A 14523-nucleotide genomic window follows, 5' to 3' on the forward strand; every position below is an offset into this window, starting at 1 on the left:
CATGAATTGACTCCCTTTGGAAAGTAGTGATGTGCATGCAGCGACAGGTATCTATAAAAGTGGGAGTTGCTGTTCTATTTGTGTTTCTAATTGGCGGGCTCCTCATTTGGTATTTCATCGAAAAAGAACAATCGTTTACGACTCCGCAGGAAGCTGTCTTAGAAGTGGATCCCGATTTAGTGCTTATTCCTGGATACCAACTGAATAACGAATCTCTTTTCTTTTTCATTAACAGCCAAGAAAATCTAGGGGCTGTATATGCTGAGAAAGGAATACTGGGTTGGAAGGCTGGGATGCTTACGTCTGGAACGAGCAGATTCGATCAAATCGCTGCAAACTTTAATGGCTTTCAAAGCCAAGACAACCTGTACTATGGTGTCGTTGAATTGAAGGATCATCAGTCACTTAGGATGGATGACGTAGAAGTTAGGGCTTTGAATTTAATGATGATGGGAAATGAAATTGCTGAACAGTATAATTTGCGGGGATTGTATATTTGGTATGTGGAACTGGAACCTGCAGGGGAACAGAGAACGCTTCAGCTTATTGATGAAGATACGGGTGAAGTACTTGATGAAATGGTTATCGAGGCCTAGGTGTTGGTGGAATAGTTATGGACGGAGGTACACAAAGTGAATGAATACGGCATGGAATCAATCCTTGGAATCGATTTGAAAAAGATTTTAGTTGATCAGGTTACGCTTTATCAAAGAGGAAGCGGATGGGAATATCTGTGTACGGAACCCGTTCTGCATTTTCAATCACGGGCAGATTCCGAGCGGCCAATATATTGGATTCTCTCTTGGACGGAAACTGAAGAAGGCGATGATCAGTTGCTGATTGACGAGACGCATGATACTGACTCACTTTCTCAATTCCAACGAGTTGAAGGTTTTGGTGAACCATTGATTGTGAGTTCTTCGATTCATCTGGAAAATACACGTGTTCAATGTGTGATTGTGTATGGCTATAAAGATGAAGAAAAAGAATTTTTGACATCTATTGTATTTAAATTAGAAAACGCATATGTAACACTTACCAGCGGACCGGTTTTTACGGTGCGCATGACGAACACGTTTCCGGAAAACATGGATAGGGAACTGTTTAGGGTAGGTGAATAAATGCAGTGAGGGATTAGTTAGTGCGGGTGAACTGGTGAATGTGTGAGTTGGTCATGGCTTGAGGCGAGTTCCCCCTTGCGCAAATTGAGCTGTTTCGTGTATAAGGGGAAAGATTTATAGGTGAAAATCACAAGTTTATGAGCGGAAATTGAGATTTATGATCACAATCACAAGTTTATGAGCGGAAATAGGGATTTATGAGCGAAATCACAAGTTTATGAGCGGAATCCGAGATTTATGATCACAATCACAAGTTTATGAGCGGAATTCGAGATTTATGAGCACAATCACAAGTTTATGAGCGGAAATTGAGATTTATGATCATAATTCTAAGTTTATGAGCAAAATCTCAAGTTTATGAGCGGAAATTGAGATTTATGAGCACAATCACAAGTTTATGAGCGGAATCCGAGATTTATGATCATAATTACAAGTTTATGAGCGGAAATTGGGATTTATGAGCACAATTCTAAGTTTATGAGCGAAATCCGTGGTTTATGAGCGAAATCCGAGATTTATGAGCACAATCACAAGTTTATGAGCGGAAATTGAGATTTATGAGCACGATCACAAGTTTATGAGCGAAATCCGAGATTTATGAGCAAAATCACAAGTTTATGAGCGGAAATTGAGATTTATGAGCGCAATTCTAAGTTTATGAGCGGAATTTGAGATTTATGAGCATAATCACAAGTTTATGAGCGGAAATTGGGATTTATGAGCACAATTCTAAGTTTATGAGCGAAATCCGTGGTTTATGAGCGAAATCCAAGATTTATGAGCACAATCCAGTCTGGAGCCTGGGAAATCAACTAATACACCCACTTGCACCTAAGTTAGGAGTTTTATCAATGAAGAAAATCGCACTTTATGTATTCTGCCTGTTCTTCGCGGGTGCTGGAATCGGACATTTTCTATTGGATTCATTTTTCATTATGGCTATGCCGGAATGGGTGCCGTTCCGGGCAGCCATTGTTTATATTTCAGGTGTCATGGAATTTTTATTGGCACTTGGATTATTCTTTAAGCAGACACGTGAACGGGCAGGCGTTCTAATCGCCATCTTTTTAGTACTCGTGTTTCCGGTGAACATTTACATGGCACTGGCACCAGAGAAGTTCGACTTGTCCCCGACTGCATTATGGATTCGATTGCCGTTGCAACTTGTGCTCATATGGTGGGTACTGAAAGTTAGGAAAGTGAAATGAGTGAAAAGAGGAGACCCGGCATCTAGATGTGCCGGGTTTCCTCTTTTCAATTCTATTGAATGGTTTCTTGTAAATAGACTCCGTGTTCAGTAAAGAACGGTTTCAAGTTTTCTTCCGACACTTGCTGCATGATGCGGATGAAGTCTGCAGTTGTTGCGATACCGAACTGCATCTCATCCACATAGGTTCGCATGCCTTTGAAGAACACATTTTCTCCAAGTAAGTCGTGTAATTCACTTAGCATTTGAGCCCCGCCATCGTACATAGTATTGCCGTAACGATCCGAAGTATCTTCTTGGAATGCAGACACGGGGGAAGTGATGGTATCTTCCAATTCCTCTTCTTCAATCCAGTCAAAATCGGTCGTTTCGTAGTAGGCGGCATAGCTCGCAAACGTGGTCAAAGACTCATCCAGCCAAGGCTCACGGTATTGGTCATTACCGACTAAACTGTAAAACCATTGGTGGGCAATTTCGTGTGCAACTGTAAGACCCAATTCCTCTTCGTCTGATAGCGTCGGAGTATTTATGGTCACGAGTTGAGGATATTCCATACCGCCGTCGAACGTCTGTCCATAATCCGTGCTAACAATCGTGAGTGTATTCCAAGGGTATTCACCATATTTTTCGTTATAAAGGGGCATCGTTTTTTGAGCTGCTTCCAGCATGAGCTGAGCTTGGTTTTCTTCGCCAGGAAGAAAGAGGACGATCATATCAGTCCCTTGAATCCGATCTTGAAGTGACTTGAATCCGGTATTGAACACCGCAGCGAAGTCGCGTACTTGTTTAGCGCTAAACTTGTACGTCAATCCGTCCTTAGTGTGTGAAACACTCTTACGCTCGCCGGTTGCGGCAACTTCCAAACCATCAGGAACTGTGAAGGTCACGTCATAGTCACCTGTTATTGAATAAAATGATTCTCCATCTGCGTAGTAGGGATGCGTATTCCATTCATGCGCATCATACACCGCCAAAATGGGGAACCAGTTGCCAAGGGAGACTTGGCGCTCCGACCAGCCAAAGCGGTGCTGGAGTTCGGGAATCTGGACATTAAAATCCATCTCGATAGTTGTCATTTCATCGTGTTTTAATAAAAATCCTGACAATGACAATACTGTATCTTCAATGGTGAATGAAACCTCTTCACCGTTTACATGAACAGTTTGTATGTCGATAGAGCCTTCTTCAAATTCATCAGCATTCGGCCATAGGTTGAAATAGAGGTCTTCTAGCTGGTCTTCTACATTGTTTTCAAACGCCACTTGTAGGTGAGTGTTCAGTTGATGGCGGTCTTCGTCATAGTCCGCTTCAATTTTATAATCTGGGGATACAGGTCCGTAGGTAATGGAATCAGTTGATAGTTCACTAGTGGAATAAGAGGTTGAACTGGTCGGCTGAGTAACAGATTTTTGGCTGCAGCCCGTCAAAACAAAAAGAGAACTGAGTACAAGTATGATTAGTTTGTTCATGAAGTTAGAAATTCCTTTCTATCGGACTTTAAAGAATATCGTAGCACGCGGGCGGGTCGGATACATAGTTTTACACTGTTTGGAATAAGGATAAACAAATCTAATATGTTAAGAATACTTTACATAATGTTAAGTATAGTGTACATTTTAACAAAGAGGTGTCACCATGCTGAACAATCGATTGAAAGAGTTGCGAGCGCGTCGTAACTGTACACAAATAGAATTGGCCAAACAAGCTGGCGTCACACGGCAGACGATTGGATTCATCGAAAAAGGGGAGTTTTCACCATCAGTTACACTGTCACTGAAACTGGCAAAGGCGCTTGACTGTGATATTAATGAAATCTTTTGGTTGGAAGGGGAGATAGACAATGAGGAATGATATGCGATTGACGTATCCGCTTTGGCAAATGGCTGGGATTTTAATTATTTTGGGATTCGTTCTATTAGTCGGATATGCTGGAACAGTAAAGACATTTCCAGAAGGTGGATTCGAATTTGAGATTAGCCTAAGTAGTTATTCAAGTATCTTCATACTTGTGATGTTAGCAGCGGTCTTTCTTTACCTGATTCTATTTGTTTTTAATATCGCGAAACACAATAAGAGAATGCCAAAACACAAAATATCCATGACCACCTATAAGCCACAAGAGTATTTAGAAGACGACGAACTATTTCAAGATTTAACAAAACAGGCGACAAAAAAAGTGTATACGTATTTTGCCTGGGCGCTGCCAATTATGGCAGCTGTCTATATGTTGTTACCGATTAGTAAAACATGGATGATTGCAGGGATTTTAATTCTTGCAGCAGGCCAGTATTGGATTTTCTATTGGACTATCAAGAAATTCATGTCATCAGTGGATTGAAAATAATGTTGAAAAACGAGTATTCCTTTTTTAGGATACTCGTTTTTTTGATCAATTAAAATTCTTTTTTCCACAATGGTGCAAACCATTTCACACCACGTCGGTTGACGGGAAGTACTTTCATGTCCGCTACTAAATGACTAATGTAACCAGCCAGTCCTGCAGCCATCATCCCTTCAATTGGCCATTCCATATAAAGATACTTCAGAATCAGTGCATAAAATGCGACGCCCAGCAGTGAATGGGTGTAGGAACGATGGGGCAGAAAGGATGCGAATACGATGTAACTTCCTGCGAGTATGATTCCGATGGATTCATCCAATACGAATCCAAGCAACAAGACCAGGATTCCCGTTATCGTGAGCATTCGTCGCTGGGTGATGAGCCGGGATACAATCAGAAGTGCGAGACCAATCGCACCGTATATGTAAATATCCTGACTCATCCCCTCTGTCATCACTTGGTAAATGAGTGTAAGTAAAATCACGAAGCCTGCAGTTTCCATCAGTACTTTACTAACTTTTTTCGATAAAGTAATGGAGTTACTGGCAAGTCCATTTGTGTCTAAATCAGGTGCGACCCCAGAGATCCCGCCAATGCCTGCGCAAATTAGAAGCGTGGTTAGGTCTGGTTGTGTACTGTATCCGGCAATTGCGCCAACCGCAATCCCGATACTTAAGTGTGAACTGCCTTTCATCTGAAACCCTCTTTAACTGTAAGTTTGACTTTCCTAATAGATAATAGAACGTATATTCTATGAAGGTGCTTTTCTAGTATAAACGATTATTTGAAAGAGTCCAGGATGAAATCATTAATCGGATAGAACAGGGAATAAGGGGGACTCAGCGGGGTCGTCATTCACCGTGTATAGGCAAGATTTTCATCGATTAGTTTGATTAGGTCTATACTTAAAATAGAAGTTGCAGGGCTATTGGTGCGTTAGGAGTTGAGGAAATACGAAATGGAACTTATACAAAGAGGGACAAAAGATTATAAACATACGAATTGGGCATTGTTTGCGGCGGGCTTCATCACCTTTGCGAACCTGTATATAACGCAGCCGCTTCTTCCTGAGTTCTCGGGGGAATTTCATATATCCCCGGCATTTGCGAGTTTGTCGTTGTCTGTCACGACATTCGCATTAGCCATCAGTCTGGTGATTGTAAGTTCGTTATCAGAAGCGTGGGGACGAAAACGATTAATGACGATTTCTATCTTTGCGTCGTCTATTTTAACTCTTGCCCTGGCATTTTCCCCGACTTTTGAAACGCTTCTTATCTTGCGGATTGCGCAAGGGATTACTTTTGCAGGCCTGCCCGCTATTGCGATGGCATATTTAGGAGAAGAGATGCATCCGAAAGATCTGGGTGTTGCGATGGGACTCTATATTAGCGGGAACTCCGTCGGGGGATTAGCGGGTCGGATCATGATGGGAACGTTGACAGACTTATACAGCTGGCAAATCGGGATGATTGTTATCGGAGTATTGAGTTTGATGATCAGTGCCTATTTTGTGGTGGCATTGCCGAGTTCGAAACACTTCGCTGCACGGGAACTTCAACTCGGAAATCTATGGAAGTCATTGGTGTCCCATTTGAAGGACCCCGCATGCTGAACTTGTATGGAATCGGATTCTTTCTTATGGCCAGTTTTGTCATGCTGTACAATTACATTGGATTTAAATTGCTGGCTCCGCCCTATTCGTTAAGCACAACAATTGTCGGATGGATTTTTATTGTCTACTTGGTGGGGACGGTTAGCTCGACGTGGTTTGGGAAGTTGGCGAATACGTATGGCCGCCGGAATATATTACTGACCGGTACAGTTCTAATGTTGACTGGTGCACTCATCACACTGAATGTCAGTCTGACGTTAAAGATTGTAGGGATTGTAATCTTTACATTTGGCTTTTTCGGCAGTCATTCGATTGCGAGCGGATGGGTGAGCCAGCGTGCGAAACATGACAAAGCCCAAGCGTCTTCTTTATATTTATTTTTCTATTATTTCGGTTCAAGCGTTGGCGGTACAGCAGGCGGTTTTTTCTGGTCATACTTCGGCTGGTTTGGTGTTGTCGGCCTCATCACATTCTTTCTTATGCTTGCCATCGTACTGATTCGGCTGCTAAGTTTGAAGAAGAAAGATTGAACTGCCGTAGCACGAACATTCAAATTGGATGTTTTGTATTTTCATTTGACTGTGCTATACTAGTCAACAAGTTAATAGATCGGGTTTGAGCTACTGAGAGACCTCAAGAAATAATTGCAGTTAATGCGATTGTTTTCTTGGGGTCTCTTTTTTGTTGTTTAAACTTGGATACAAAGAGGAGACGAGACAGATGACAACATTTTCAGCATTGAATCGAAACGAACTATTCAGCCAGTTGAAGTCAGACCAGTTTGACGTGGTAGTAATCGGCGGGGGGATTACAGGAGCTGGAATTGCATTAGATGCAGCCGCGCGTGGAATGAAAACAGCGCTTGTTGAAATGCAAGACTTTGCCTCCGGTACATCGAGCCGTTCTACAAAACTAGTACATGGCGGACTGCGATATTTGAAACAATTCGAAATCAAAGAAGTGGCGGAGCTTGGAAAAGAGCGGGCAATTGTCTATGAGAATGGACCCCATGTAACAACTCCTGAATGGATGTTGCTGCCCTTCCACAAAGGAGGCACATTCGGTCCTTATTCCACAGCTCTTGGACTAAAAGTGTATGACTTTTTAGCGGGTGTGAAACGCTCAGAGCGAAGAAAAATGCTGAACCTGGACCAGACAATTCAAAAAGCCCCGCTCATTAAAAGACAGGGACTTCAAGGAAGCGGATATTATGTTGAGTACCGTACGGACGATGCACGCCTTACAATTGAAGTGGCAAAAGCTGCAGCTTCAAAAGGTGCGACACTTGTAAACTATGCAAAAGCGGAATCGTTCCTATATGACGAGTCCAACAAAATTGAAGGTGTACAAGTGCGGGATATGCTGACTGGAGAGATGACAGCCATTCATGCTTCGAAAGTGATCAATGCTGCAGGTCCATGGGTAGATGAAGTGAAAGAAATTGACGGGCATTCCAATGGGAAACAACTTATCCTTTCAAAAGGTATCCACTTAGTGTTCGACCAAAGTGTATTTCCTCTGCATCAGGCAATTTACTTTGACACACCCGATAAGCGCATGATTTTCGCGGTACCACGTGATGGGAAAGCATATGTCGGGACCACAGATACGTTTTTTGATGGTGACCCAAAAGAAATGCAAATTACGGAGGAAGACCGTACGTACATTTTAGATGCAATCCACTACATGTTCCTAGAAGTCTCAGTGTCTGAGAAAGACGTAGAATCGAGTTGGGCGGGGGTACGTCCGCTTATCCATGAAGATGGAAAGAATCCTTCTGAGATTTCACGGAAAGATGAAATTTGGGAGTCGGAACGAGGGTTAATTACCATTGCAGGCGGAAAGCTGACTGGGTATCGTAAAATGGCGGAGACCGTAGTCAACAAGATTGCACAGCTCCTTCAACAAGAAAAAGGAATGACGTTCAGACGTTGCAGTACGAAAAAAATCCCCATCTCTGGCGGTGATTTCGGCGGATCTGAGAATTATAATCGCTATATGGACCAAGCAGTGAAGCGCGGACAGCTGCTTGGATTTACAGAAAGAGAAAGCAGACACTTAGCTGCGTTATATGGCACGAATGTCGATGAAGTCTTTATGATTCCTTACGATGAAAACCATACAATGCCACGAATTTTGTACGTGAAACTGCGCTATGCCATTGAAAAGGAAATGACCGTCAAACCAACGGATTTCTTCATTCGTCGGACAGGTGATCTCTATTTCAACATAAAAAATGTTGAGGATGCAAAGAAGGATGTACTAAACGAAATGGCACGCGTTTTCAATTGGACGGCTATAGAAGACCAACGCTATGAAAAAGAATTGGATAATGAGATGAGAAAAGCGACTTCTGTTGTCCAAGTAAGATAGTATAAAGCTATACTGATATATGGGGGTACAACAAATGCCTTTTCACAATCAAAAAATCTTACCAGCTGCCCGCACGTTAAAACAGTTTGAGCAGATGTTAGACAGTCCATTCGAATATGTAGTGTTACTAGAAGTGCATATTAGTAATTTGAAAACAGTGAAGCGTGAAGCAGATAAGAGATGCAAAAAACTTATCATTCACGCGGATCTTATTCAAGGGCTGAAAACAGATAATTACGCTGCAGACTTTTTGTGTAATGATATTCGACCTGCAGGTATTATCTCTACCCGTTCCAATATGATAATGAAGGCAAAAGCCAAAAACATCCTTGCCATTCAACGCATGTTTTTACTCGATACGATTGCGTTGGAAAAGAGTTATTCACTGATTGATCAGACCCAGCCAGATTTCATTGAAATGTTACCTGGTGTGATCCCTGAACTGATAGAAGAGGTCTATGAACGCACAGGCATTCCAATTATTAACGGCGGTCTCATTCGAACTGAAAAGCACATTGAAGATGCGCTTGCAGCAGGTGCTGTTGCAGTTACAACCTCTGGTCGTGAACTATGGAAGTCATTTGAGGAAAAGAGAACTTTCTGAATCTATTGTTGACAGACCCATGAAACCGCTTTATACTTGGGGACAAGTTCATAAAACGTGGTTGAGTTGAGGAGTCCACAATTAAAATCTTGCGTCCGGCAAGATTTTAATTGTGGACTTTTTTTGTGCGCTTGTCTCAATGATCCATGTCATTAAATATAAGTAGGGGGAGAATGGTATGACTCCATTTGCAGGAGAGTTGATTGGAACGATGATTTTAATTTTGTTCGGCGGCGGTGTAGTCGGCGGCGTCGCTCTAAAAAAATCGAAGGCGGAAGGCTCGGGATGGATTGTGATTACAGTCGGCTGGGGATTAGCGGTTGCACTTGGCGTTTATGCAGTCGGCCAAGCGAGTGGTGCACACTTAAATCCAGCTGTGACAATTGGATTAGCAACAATCGGTGATTTCCCTTGGGCGGATGTGCCGTCATATATCCTTGCACAAATGATTGGTGCGATACTTGGAGCTGTATTGGTTTATTTTCAATACTTGCCTCATTGGAAAGAAACAGAAGATCCAATCGCAAAACGAGATGTATTTGCAACAACTCCGGCGATTCGGCATCCGCTATCCAACCTAACGAGTGAAGTCATCGGAACGTTCATTTTGTTACTTGGGTTATTATCAATCGGTGCCAACGAATTTACCGAAGGACTTAACCCCCTTATTGTCGGTGCGCTAATTATCGCAATTGGGCTGTCCCTTGGCGGTACGACAGGCTATGCGATTAACCCGGCACGTGATCTTGGACCAAGAATTGCACACTTTTTCTTGCCAATCCCTAAAAAAGGGTCATCCGGCTGGCGTTATGCATGGGTTCCAGTAGTGGGACCGATTTTAGGAGGAACGATGGGGGCACTATTTTATAAGCAATTCTTTATTGGCGAAAATAGTATCGCATTCTGGATAGTGGGTGCTGTTGTGCTGGCATTACTAGTAGCAGCACAGTACTCGATTCGAAAAGAGACAAGTTCAGAGAGTGTTGAAACGACAACTAGACATGCAACAACACACAAGTTTTGAAATGTACACGTATAGGAGGAAGAGATCATGACTGAAAAATATATTATGGCGTTAGACCAAGGGACTACGAGTTCACGAGCAATATTGTTTGACAAAAAGGGTAAAATCTTTCACTCGGCACAACAGGAATTCACACAGCATTTTCCGAAATCAGGCTGGGTTGAACACAATGCTGACGGAATTTGGAGCTCTATTCTTTCCGTAATCGCTGGTGTTCTGTCAGAAAAGAATATTTCAGCAGAACAAATTGAAGGAATCGGCATTACGAACCAGCGGGAAACGACAGTAGTATGGGACAAGCACACGGGAAATCCAATTTACAATGCGATCGTCTGGCAATCCCGTCAAACAGCAGAAATTTGTGAAGAGTTGAAAGAAAGCGGTTACAACGACCTTTTCAGAGAAAAGACCGGATTGCTCATTGATGCCTATTTTTCTGGAACAAAAGTGAAATGGATTTTAGATAATGTAGAAGGGGCTAGAGAAAAAGCTGAAAATGGGGACCTGTTATTTGGAACAATTGATACGTGGATTGTTTGGAAGCTGTCTGGAGGAACGACACACGTAACGGATTATTCGAATGCATCCAGAACGTTAATGTACAATATCCACGAATTGAAATGGGATGAAGAGCTTTTAGAAATTCTAGGTGTCCCAGATTCAATGCTACCTGAAGTCCGTCCTTCGTCAGAAATCTATACACATGCAGATCCGGAACAATTTTTCGGACATGCTGTACCGATTGCAGGAATCGCTGGGGATCAGCAGGCTGCTTTGTTCGGACAAGCCTGCTTTGAAACTGGCATGGTGAAAAACACCTATGGTACCGGCTGCTTCATGCTAATGAATACAGGAGACAAAGCAGTGAAATCAGATCACGGACTGTTGACGACAATTGCTTGGGGCGTTGATGGTAAAGTTCAATATGCCTTAGAAGGAAGTATTTTCGTTGCAGGTTCTGCCATCCAATGGCTGCGTGATGGACTGCGCATGTTCCGTCATTCTTCAGACAGTGAACAGTATGCTTCTAGGGTAGAATCGGCAGACGGTGTATATGTTGTCCCCGCTTTTGTCGGACTTGGAACTCCATATTGGGACAGCGATGTGCGCGGTGCTGTATTTGGGTTAACACGCGGCACAACAAAAGAGCATTTCGTTCGCGCGACATTAGAGTCACTTGCCTACCAAACCAAGGACGTCTTGGATGTCATGGAAATTGATTCTGGGATTTCATTGAAAACGATGCGAGTAGATGGCGGAGCGGTTGAGAATAATTTCCTTATGCAGTTCCAGTCAGATCTATTGAATGTACCAGTTGAGCGTCCTTCTATTAACGAAACAACAGCACTTGGCGCTGCGTATTTAGCAGGACTTGCGGTCGGATTTTGGAAAGACTGTACTGAAATCGCTGCCCATTGGTCATTAGATCGTCCATTTGAGCCTGCGATGGAGCAAGAAGAACGAGACCACCTTTATAGTGGATGGCAGAAAGCCGTGAAAGCGGCAACTATGTTTAAATAAGTGGAGCAAGCAGCCGGAGACTCTTCCGGCTGCTTTTTTTTGTGGATTCGGCTGTGCAGACAATTCTCTCATAATCTACTCGTCTTTTATGTCTTTCAAGTGGGAATCTCTTAATTTCCACATTGTCATAATAACTGGATGTGCATTAATAAACGATAGTTATTTATTGATAATCGATAAATAGTAGTGTACTATTACATCTATACTAGACAAATGATGTGCTTTCTATGAAACGCGAAACATTATTTTTAAAGGTGACGCTTGTAATCATGGCGCTGCCGATTCTCGCACTTTGTATCTTTGTAGTTCCACAAATCGCAGAGTTCTTTGCAGAACTTGTTCCTAACTGGGCGTTTTTGCGCTATCCGTTTCTAGTAGGACTGTATGCGGCGGCACTCATTTACTTCGCAGCCCTTTATCAGACGATGAAACTATTAACATATATTGATAAGGACACTGCATTTTCAGAGGCTTCAGTTAGCGTATTGAAGAACATCAAACTTTGCGCGATCTTAATAGGCACACTCTTTGTGTTGTTCATGCCGCTGATTTTCTTAATGGGAGATGCTGATGATGCGCCTGGGGTCATCGTAATTGGCATAGGAATACTATTTGGCTCCGTTGTCATCGCCGTATTTGCAGCTGTCCTGCAGAAATTATTACACAATGCAATCGACATAAAATCTGAAAATGACTTGACGGTGTGAGGTGAATCCTATGTCAATTATTATAAATATCGATGTTATGCTCGCAAAAAGGAAGATGAGTGTTACGGAGTTGTCCGAAAAAGTAGGGATCACGATGGCGAATCTGTCCATATTAAAAAATGGTAAAGCGAAAGCTGTTCGATTTTCTACGTTAGAAGGGATTTGCAAGGCGCTGGACTGTCAGCCAGGAGACATTTTAGAGTACCGAAGTGAAGAGGACCATCAAGAGGGCTAATGAATGGAGAGAGATCGCGTCTCTTGATGCTGGTTATTGTCAGTTTCTTGATAGTCGCAACACTAAAACAAATAAAGCGAAAACTTCCTGTTTCTAGATTGAAGTAAACCCTTAAAAAAAGACATCGACGTGAATCCTGTCGATGTCTTTTTTCGTTATTTATTTGCTTCCTTTTTAGGTATCAAACGCTCTGGTCCCATGAAGAACACAGCAATGATTGAAATGGCTACGGGAATGAGCGCCCATAAAAATGTCGTGGAGATTGACGTGGACATTGCATTCGTGAAGATTTCCAAAATGTCAGATGGAATCGATTTACGTGTTTCAGGCAAGAAAACATTTTGGATATTTCCAATCGATTCAACCCCGCCGGCACCATCACCAGGCATTTTTGCAAAACCAGAAGTAAGTCCGCTTGCTAACAGCTTTGTTTGAATCGCACCGAAAATCGTGATTCCAAGAGCTAGACCGAACGAACGGAAAAAGGAGTTCGTTGAGTTGGCCGAACCGCGATGTCGGAAATCCATTTTGTGAACAGAAGACGCCGGCAATAATGAGAATGAAAACCCAACACCGAATCCGACAAATACCATGTAAATGGAAAGCAGTGTACGTGCTGTATCAGGCGTGATTGTGCTCATCAGAATCATGCCGATTGAATAGGCAATAACGGATAGAACCATGATTCGGCGATAGGACGTTTTCGTTTGAAGAATCCCCCCAAGCGCACTCCCCACAACCGTACCGATCAGCATTGGCATTAACACGATGCCCGCATTCGTTGCAGACCCGCCGTATACAGCTTGTACAAAAATAGGAATAAAGATTGTCAGACAAATGAACGTTGCCCCGTAAAGAAAAGCAAGTACTTGGGAAGAAGCAAAGAGACGGTTTTTGAACATCCAAAACGAAATAATTGGCTCTTTAGCTCGTGTTTCCGCCCAAATGAAGACTGCGAAAAATAATACAAAAATGCTGAACAAAGAAATACTTTGCCAAGAAGACCAAGCAAATTGTTTTCCACCAAATTCAAGACCAAACATGAGACTAACCACAGCCGTGACGAGGGAAATTGCGCCTAACCAGTCAATTGTCTGTTTGATAGGTTTTGTTGCTTCTTTATAAAACCGCAGGATCAATAATAATGATACCAAACCGATAGGGATATTGACGTAAAAAACCCAATGCCAGCTGAATGTTTCCGTAATCCAAGCACCGAGCAGAGGTCCGATGACACTGGATGCCCCGAAAACAGCACCTAAGAGGCCAGTCATTTTCCCGCGCTTTTCAGGGGGGAAGACGTCAAAGACGATGGTAAAGGCTATAGGCAGCAGTGCACCGCCGCCAATCCCTTGAATGGCACGGAAGACAGCTAATTGTGGAACGGATTGTGCCACGCCGCAAAGGGCCGATCCAATCATGAATACAATAATACCAAATATGAAAAAGCGTTTGCGTCCAAACATGTCGGAAAGCTTACCGAAAATCGGCATCCCCGCCAGAACCGCGACTGCATACGCAGAAGTGATCCATACATAACTGTCGACGCCGCCTAAATCTCCTAAAATTGAACCTAATGCAGTTGCGACAATTGTATTATCCATCGCCGACATCAAAATGCCCAGAAGGATTCCAGCGAGTACAAGTCTTAATGTACGTTGTTCTTCCATTCTAATTCCTCCTATATTTCATGTACCCGCAAGCAGTTTTGCTTATGAACTTTCCTATAATAGCACTATTTCAGATTCCTGACACTATAGAAATTTACAAGCGTCAGA

At 42.7% G+C, this 14523-nt stretch carries 14 protein-coding genes and 1 pseudogene; 12 read left to right on the forward strand and 3 right to left on the reverse strand.

Translation table 11 applies throughout. From position 1 onward, the window contains the following. The first annotated feature begins 35 nt into the window (after positions 1-35). The 3 genes from QT716_RS10930 (at position 36) to QT716_RS10940 (ending at position 2329) form a co-directional block, all read left to right on the forward strand. The gene (locus QT716_RS10930; RefSeq protein ID WP_317936089.1) at positions 36-596 is read left to right on the forward strand and encodes a hypothetical protein; all 561 of its coding nucleotides are present in this window, start codon (positions 36-38) and stop codon (positions 594-596) included. Positions 597-632: 36 nt separating this feature from the next. Further along, a complete protein-coding gene (locus QT716_RS10935) occupies positions 633-1121 on the forward strand; it encodes a hypothetical protein (protein WP_317936090.1) in 489 nt (162 codons plus the stop codon). An 851-nt stretch (positions 1122-1972) separates the two neighbouring features. After that, positions 1973-2329, forward strand: coding sequence for a DoxX family protein (locus tag QT716_RS10940; RefSeq protein WP_317936091.1), 357 nt, complete (start codon positions 1973-1975; stop codon positions 2327-2329). Positions 2330-2381: 52 nt separating this feature from the next. Here QT716_RS10940 and QT716_RS10945 read toward each other — a convergent pair whose 3' ends face one another. Continuing rightward, positions 2382-3797: a M1 family metallopeptidase gene (locus QT716_RS10945; RefSeq protein WP_317936092.1), complete on the reverse strand. Its 1416-nt coding sequence runs from the start codon at positions 3795-3797 to the stop codon at positions 2382-2384. A 166-nt stretch (positions 3798-3963) separates the two neighbouring features. On the opposite strand from QT716_RS10945, the gene QT716_RS10950 reads away from it, so the two are divergent. Together QT716_RS10950 and QT716_RS10955 are read left to right on the forward strand one after the other, a co-directional pair. Further along, positions 3964-4179, forward strand: a complete 216-nt coding sequence (locus QT716_RS10950; RefSeq protein WP_317936093.1) for a helix-turn-helix transcriptional regulator — start codon at positions 3964-3966, stop codon at positions 4177-4179. Next, complete coding sequence (locus QT716_RS10955; RefSeq protein ID WP_317936094.1) at positions 4169-4666, forward strand: hypothetical protein; 498 nt, start codon at positions 4169-4171, stop codon at positions 4664-4666. Before QT716_RS10950 ends, QT716_RS10955 begins: the two co-directional genes overlap by 11 nt. Before the next feature lie 55 nt (positions 4667-4721). On the opposite strand, the gene QT716_RS10960 is transcribed toward QT716_RS10955, so the two are convergent. Beyond that, positions 4722-5363 (reverse strand): metal-dependent hydrolase, encoded by a 642-nt coding sequence (locus tag QT716_RS10960; RefSeq protein WP_317936096.1) that lies wholly within the window; start codon positions 5361-5363, stop codon positions 4722-4724. A 264-nt stretch (positions 5364-5627) separates the two neighbouring features. Between QT716_RS10960 and QT716_RS10965 the strand changes: the two are divergent. From QT716_RS10965 to QT716_RS10995, 7 genes and pseudogenes are all read left to right on the forward strand, one after another. Then, a pseudogene (locus QT716_RS10965) lies at positions 5628-6811 on the forward strand (MFS transporter). A gap of 190 nt (positions 6812-7001) precedes the next feature. Beyond that, on the forward strand, positions 7002-8654 hold the full coding sequence (locus QT716_RS10970; RefSeq protein WP_317936097.1) for a glycerol-3-phosphate dehydrogenase/oxidase: 1653 nt from the start codon (positions 7002-7004) through the stop codon (positions 8652-8654). A 34-nt stretch (positions 8655-8688) separates the two neighbouring features. Next, positions 8689-9258, forward strand: a complete 570-nt coding sequence (locus QT716_RS10975; protein ID WP_317936098.1) for a glycerol-3-phosphate responsive antiterminator — start codon at positions 8689-8691, stop codon at positions 9256-9258. 178 nt (positions 9259-9436) lie between these two features. Continuing rightward, positions 9437-10282, forward strand: a complete 846-nt coding sequence (locus QT716_RS10980; protein WP_317936099.1) for an MIP/aquaporin family protein — start codon at positions 9437-9439, stop codon at positions 10280-10282. A gap of 27 nt (positions 10283-10309) precedes the next feature. Further along, on the forward strand, positions 10310-11803 hold the full coding sequence (gene glpK, locus QT716_RS10985; protein WP_317936100.1) for a glycerol kinase GlpK: 1494 nt from the start codon (positions 10310-10312) through the stop codon (positions 11801-11803). Between the two features lie 227 nt (positions 11804-12030). Next, on the forward strand, positions 12031-12510 hold the full coding sequence (locus tag QT716_RS10990) for a DUF2975 domain-containing protein (RefSeq protein ID WP_317936101.1): 480 nt from the start codon (positions 12031-12033) through the stop codon (positions 12508-12510). Positions 12511-12520: 10 nt separating this feature from the next. Then, positions 12521-12745, forward strand: a complete 225-nt coding sequence (locus tag QT716_RS10995) for a helix-turn-helix domain-containing protein (RefSeq protein WP_317936102.1) — start codon at positions 12521-12523, stop codon at positions 12743-12745. 155 nt (positions 12746-12900) lie between these two features. On the opposite strand, the gene QT716_RS11000 is transcribed toward QT716_RS10995, so the two are convergent. Next, complete coding sequence (locus tag QT716_RS11000) at positions 12901-14415, reverse strand: MDR family MFS transporter (RefSeq protein ID WP_317936103.1); 1515 nt, start codon at positions 14413-14415, stop codon at positions 12901-12903. Positions 14416-14523: the final 108 nt, after the last annotated feature.

This window comes from Sporosarcina aquimarina (assembly GCF_033253705.1).
GTDB lineage: Bacteria > Bacillota > Bacilli > Bacillales_A > Planococcaceae > Sporosarcina > Sporosarcina aquimarina.

Bases quoted from the DNA above. Each gene is read 5' to 3' on its own strand.
- QT716_RS10930 (WP_317936089.1), top strand. From the start codon at position 36: ATGCAGCGACAGGTATCTATAAAAGTGGGAGTTGCTGTTCTATTTGTG.
- QT716_RS10940 (WP_317936091.1), top strand. From the start codon at position 1,973: ATGAAGAAAATCGCACTTTATGTATTCTGCCTGTTCTTCGCGGGTGCT.
- QT716_RS10945 (WP_317936092.1), bottom strand. From the start codon at position 3,797: ATGAACAAACTAATCATACTTGTACTCAGTTCTCTTTTTGTTTTGACG.
- QT716_RS10950 (WP_317936093.1), top strand. From the start codon at position 3,964: ATGCTGAACAATCGATTGAAAGAGTTGCGAGCGCGTCGTAACTGTACA.
- QT716_RS10955 (WP_317936094.1), top strand. From the start codon at position 4,169: ATGAGGAATGATATGCGATTGACGTATCCGCTTTGGCAAATGGCTGGG.
- QT716_RS10960 (WP_317936096.1), bottom strand. From the start codon at position 5,363: ATGAAAGGCAGTTCACACTTAAGTATCGGGATTGCGGTTGGCGCAATT.
- QT716_RS10970 (WP_317936097.1), top strand. From the start codon at position 7,002: ATGACAACATTTTCAGCATTGAATCGAAACGAACTATTCAGCCAGTTG.
- QT716_RS10975 (WP_317936098.1), top strand. From the start codon at position 8,689: ATGCCTTTTCACAATCAAAAAATCTTACCAGCTGCCCGCACGTTAAAA.
- QT716_RS10980 (WP_317936099.1), top strand. From the start codon at position 9,437: ATGACTCCATTTGCAGGAGAGTTGATTGGAACGATGATTTTAATTTTG.
- glpK (WP_317936100.1), top strand. From the start codon at position 10,310: ATGACTGAAAAATATATTATGGCGTTAGACCAAGGGACTACGAGTTCA.
- QT716_RS10990 (WP_317936101.1), top strand. From the start codon at position 12,031: ATGAAACGCGAAACATTATTTTTAAAGGTGACGCTTGTAATCATGGCG.
- QT716_RS10995 (WP_317936102.1), top strand. From the start codon at position 12,521: ATGTCAATTATTATAAATATCGATGTTATGCTCGCAAAAAGGAAGATG.
- QT716_RS11000 (WP_317936103.1), bottom strand. From the start codon at position 14,415: ATGGAAGAACAACGTACATTAAGACTTGTACTCGCTGGAATCCTTCTG.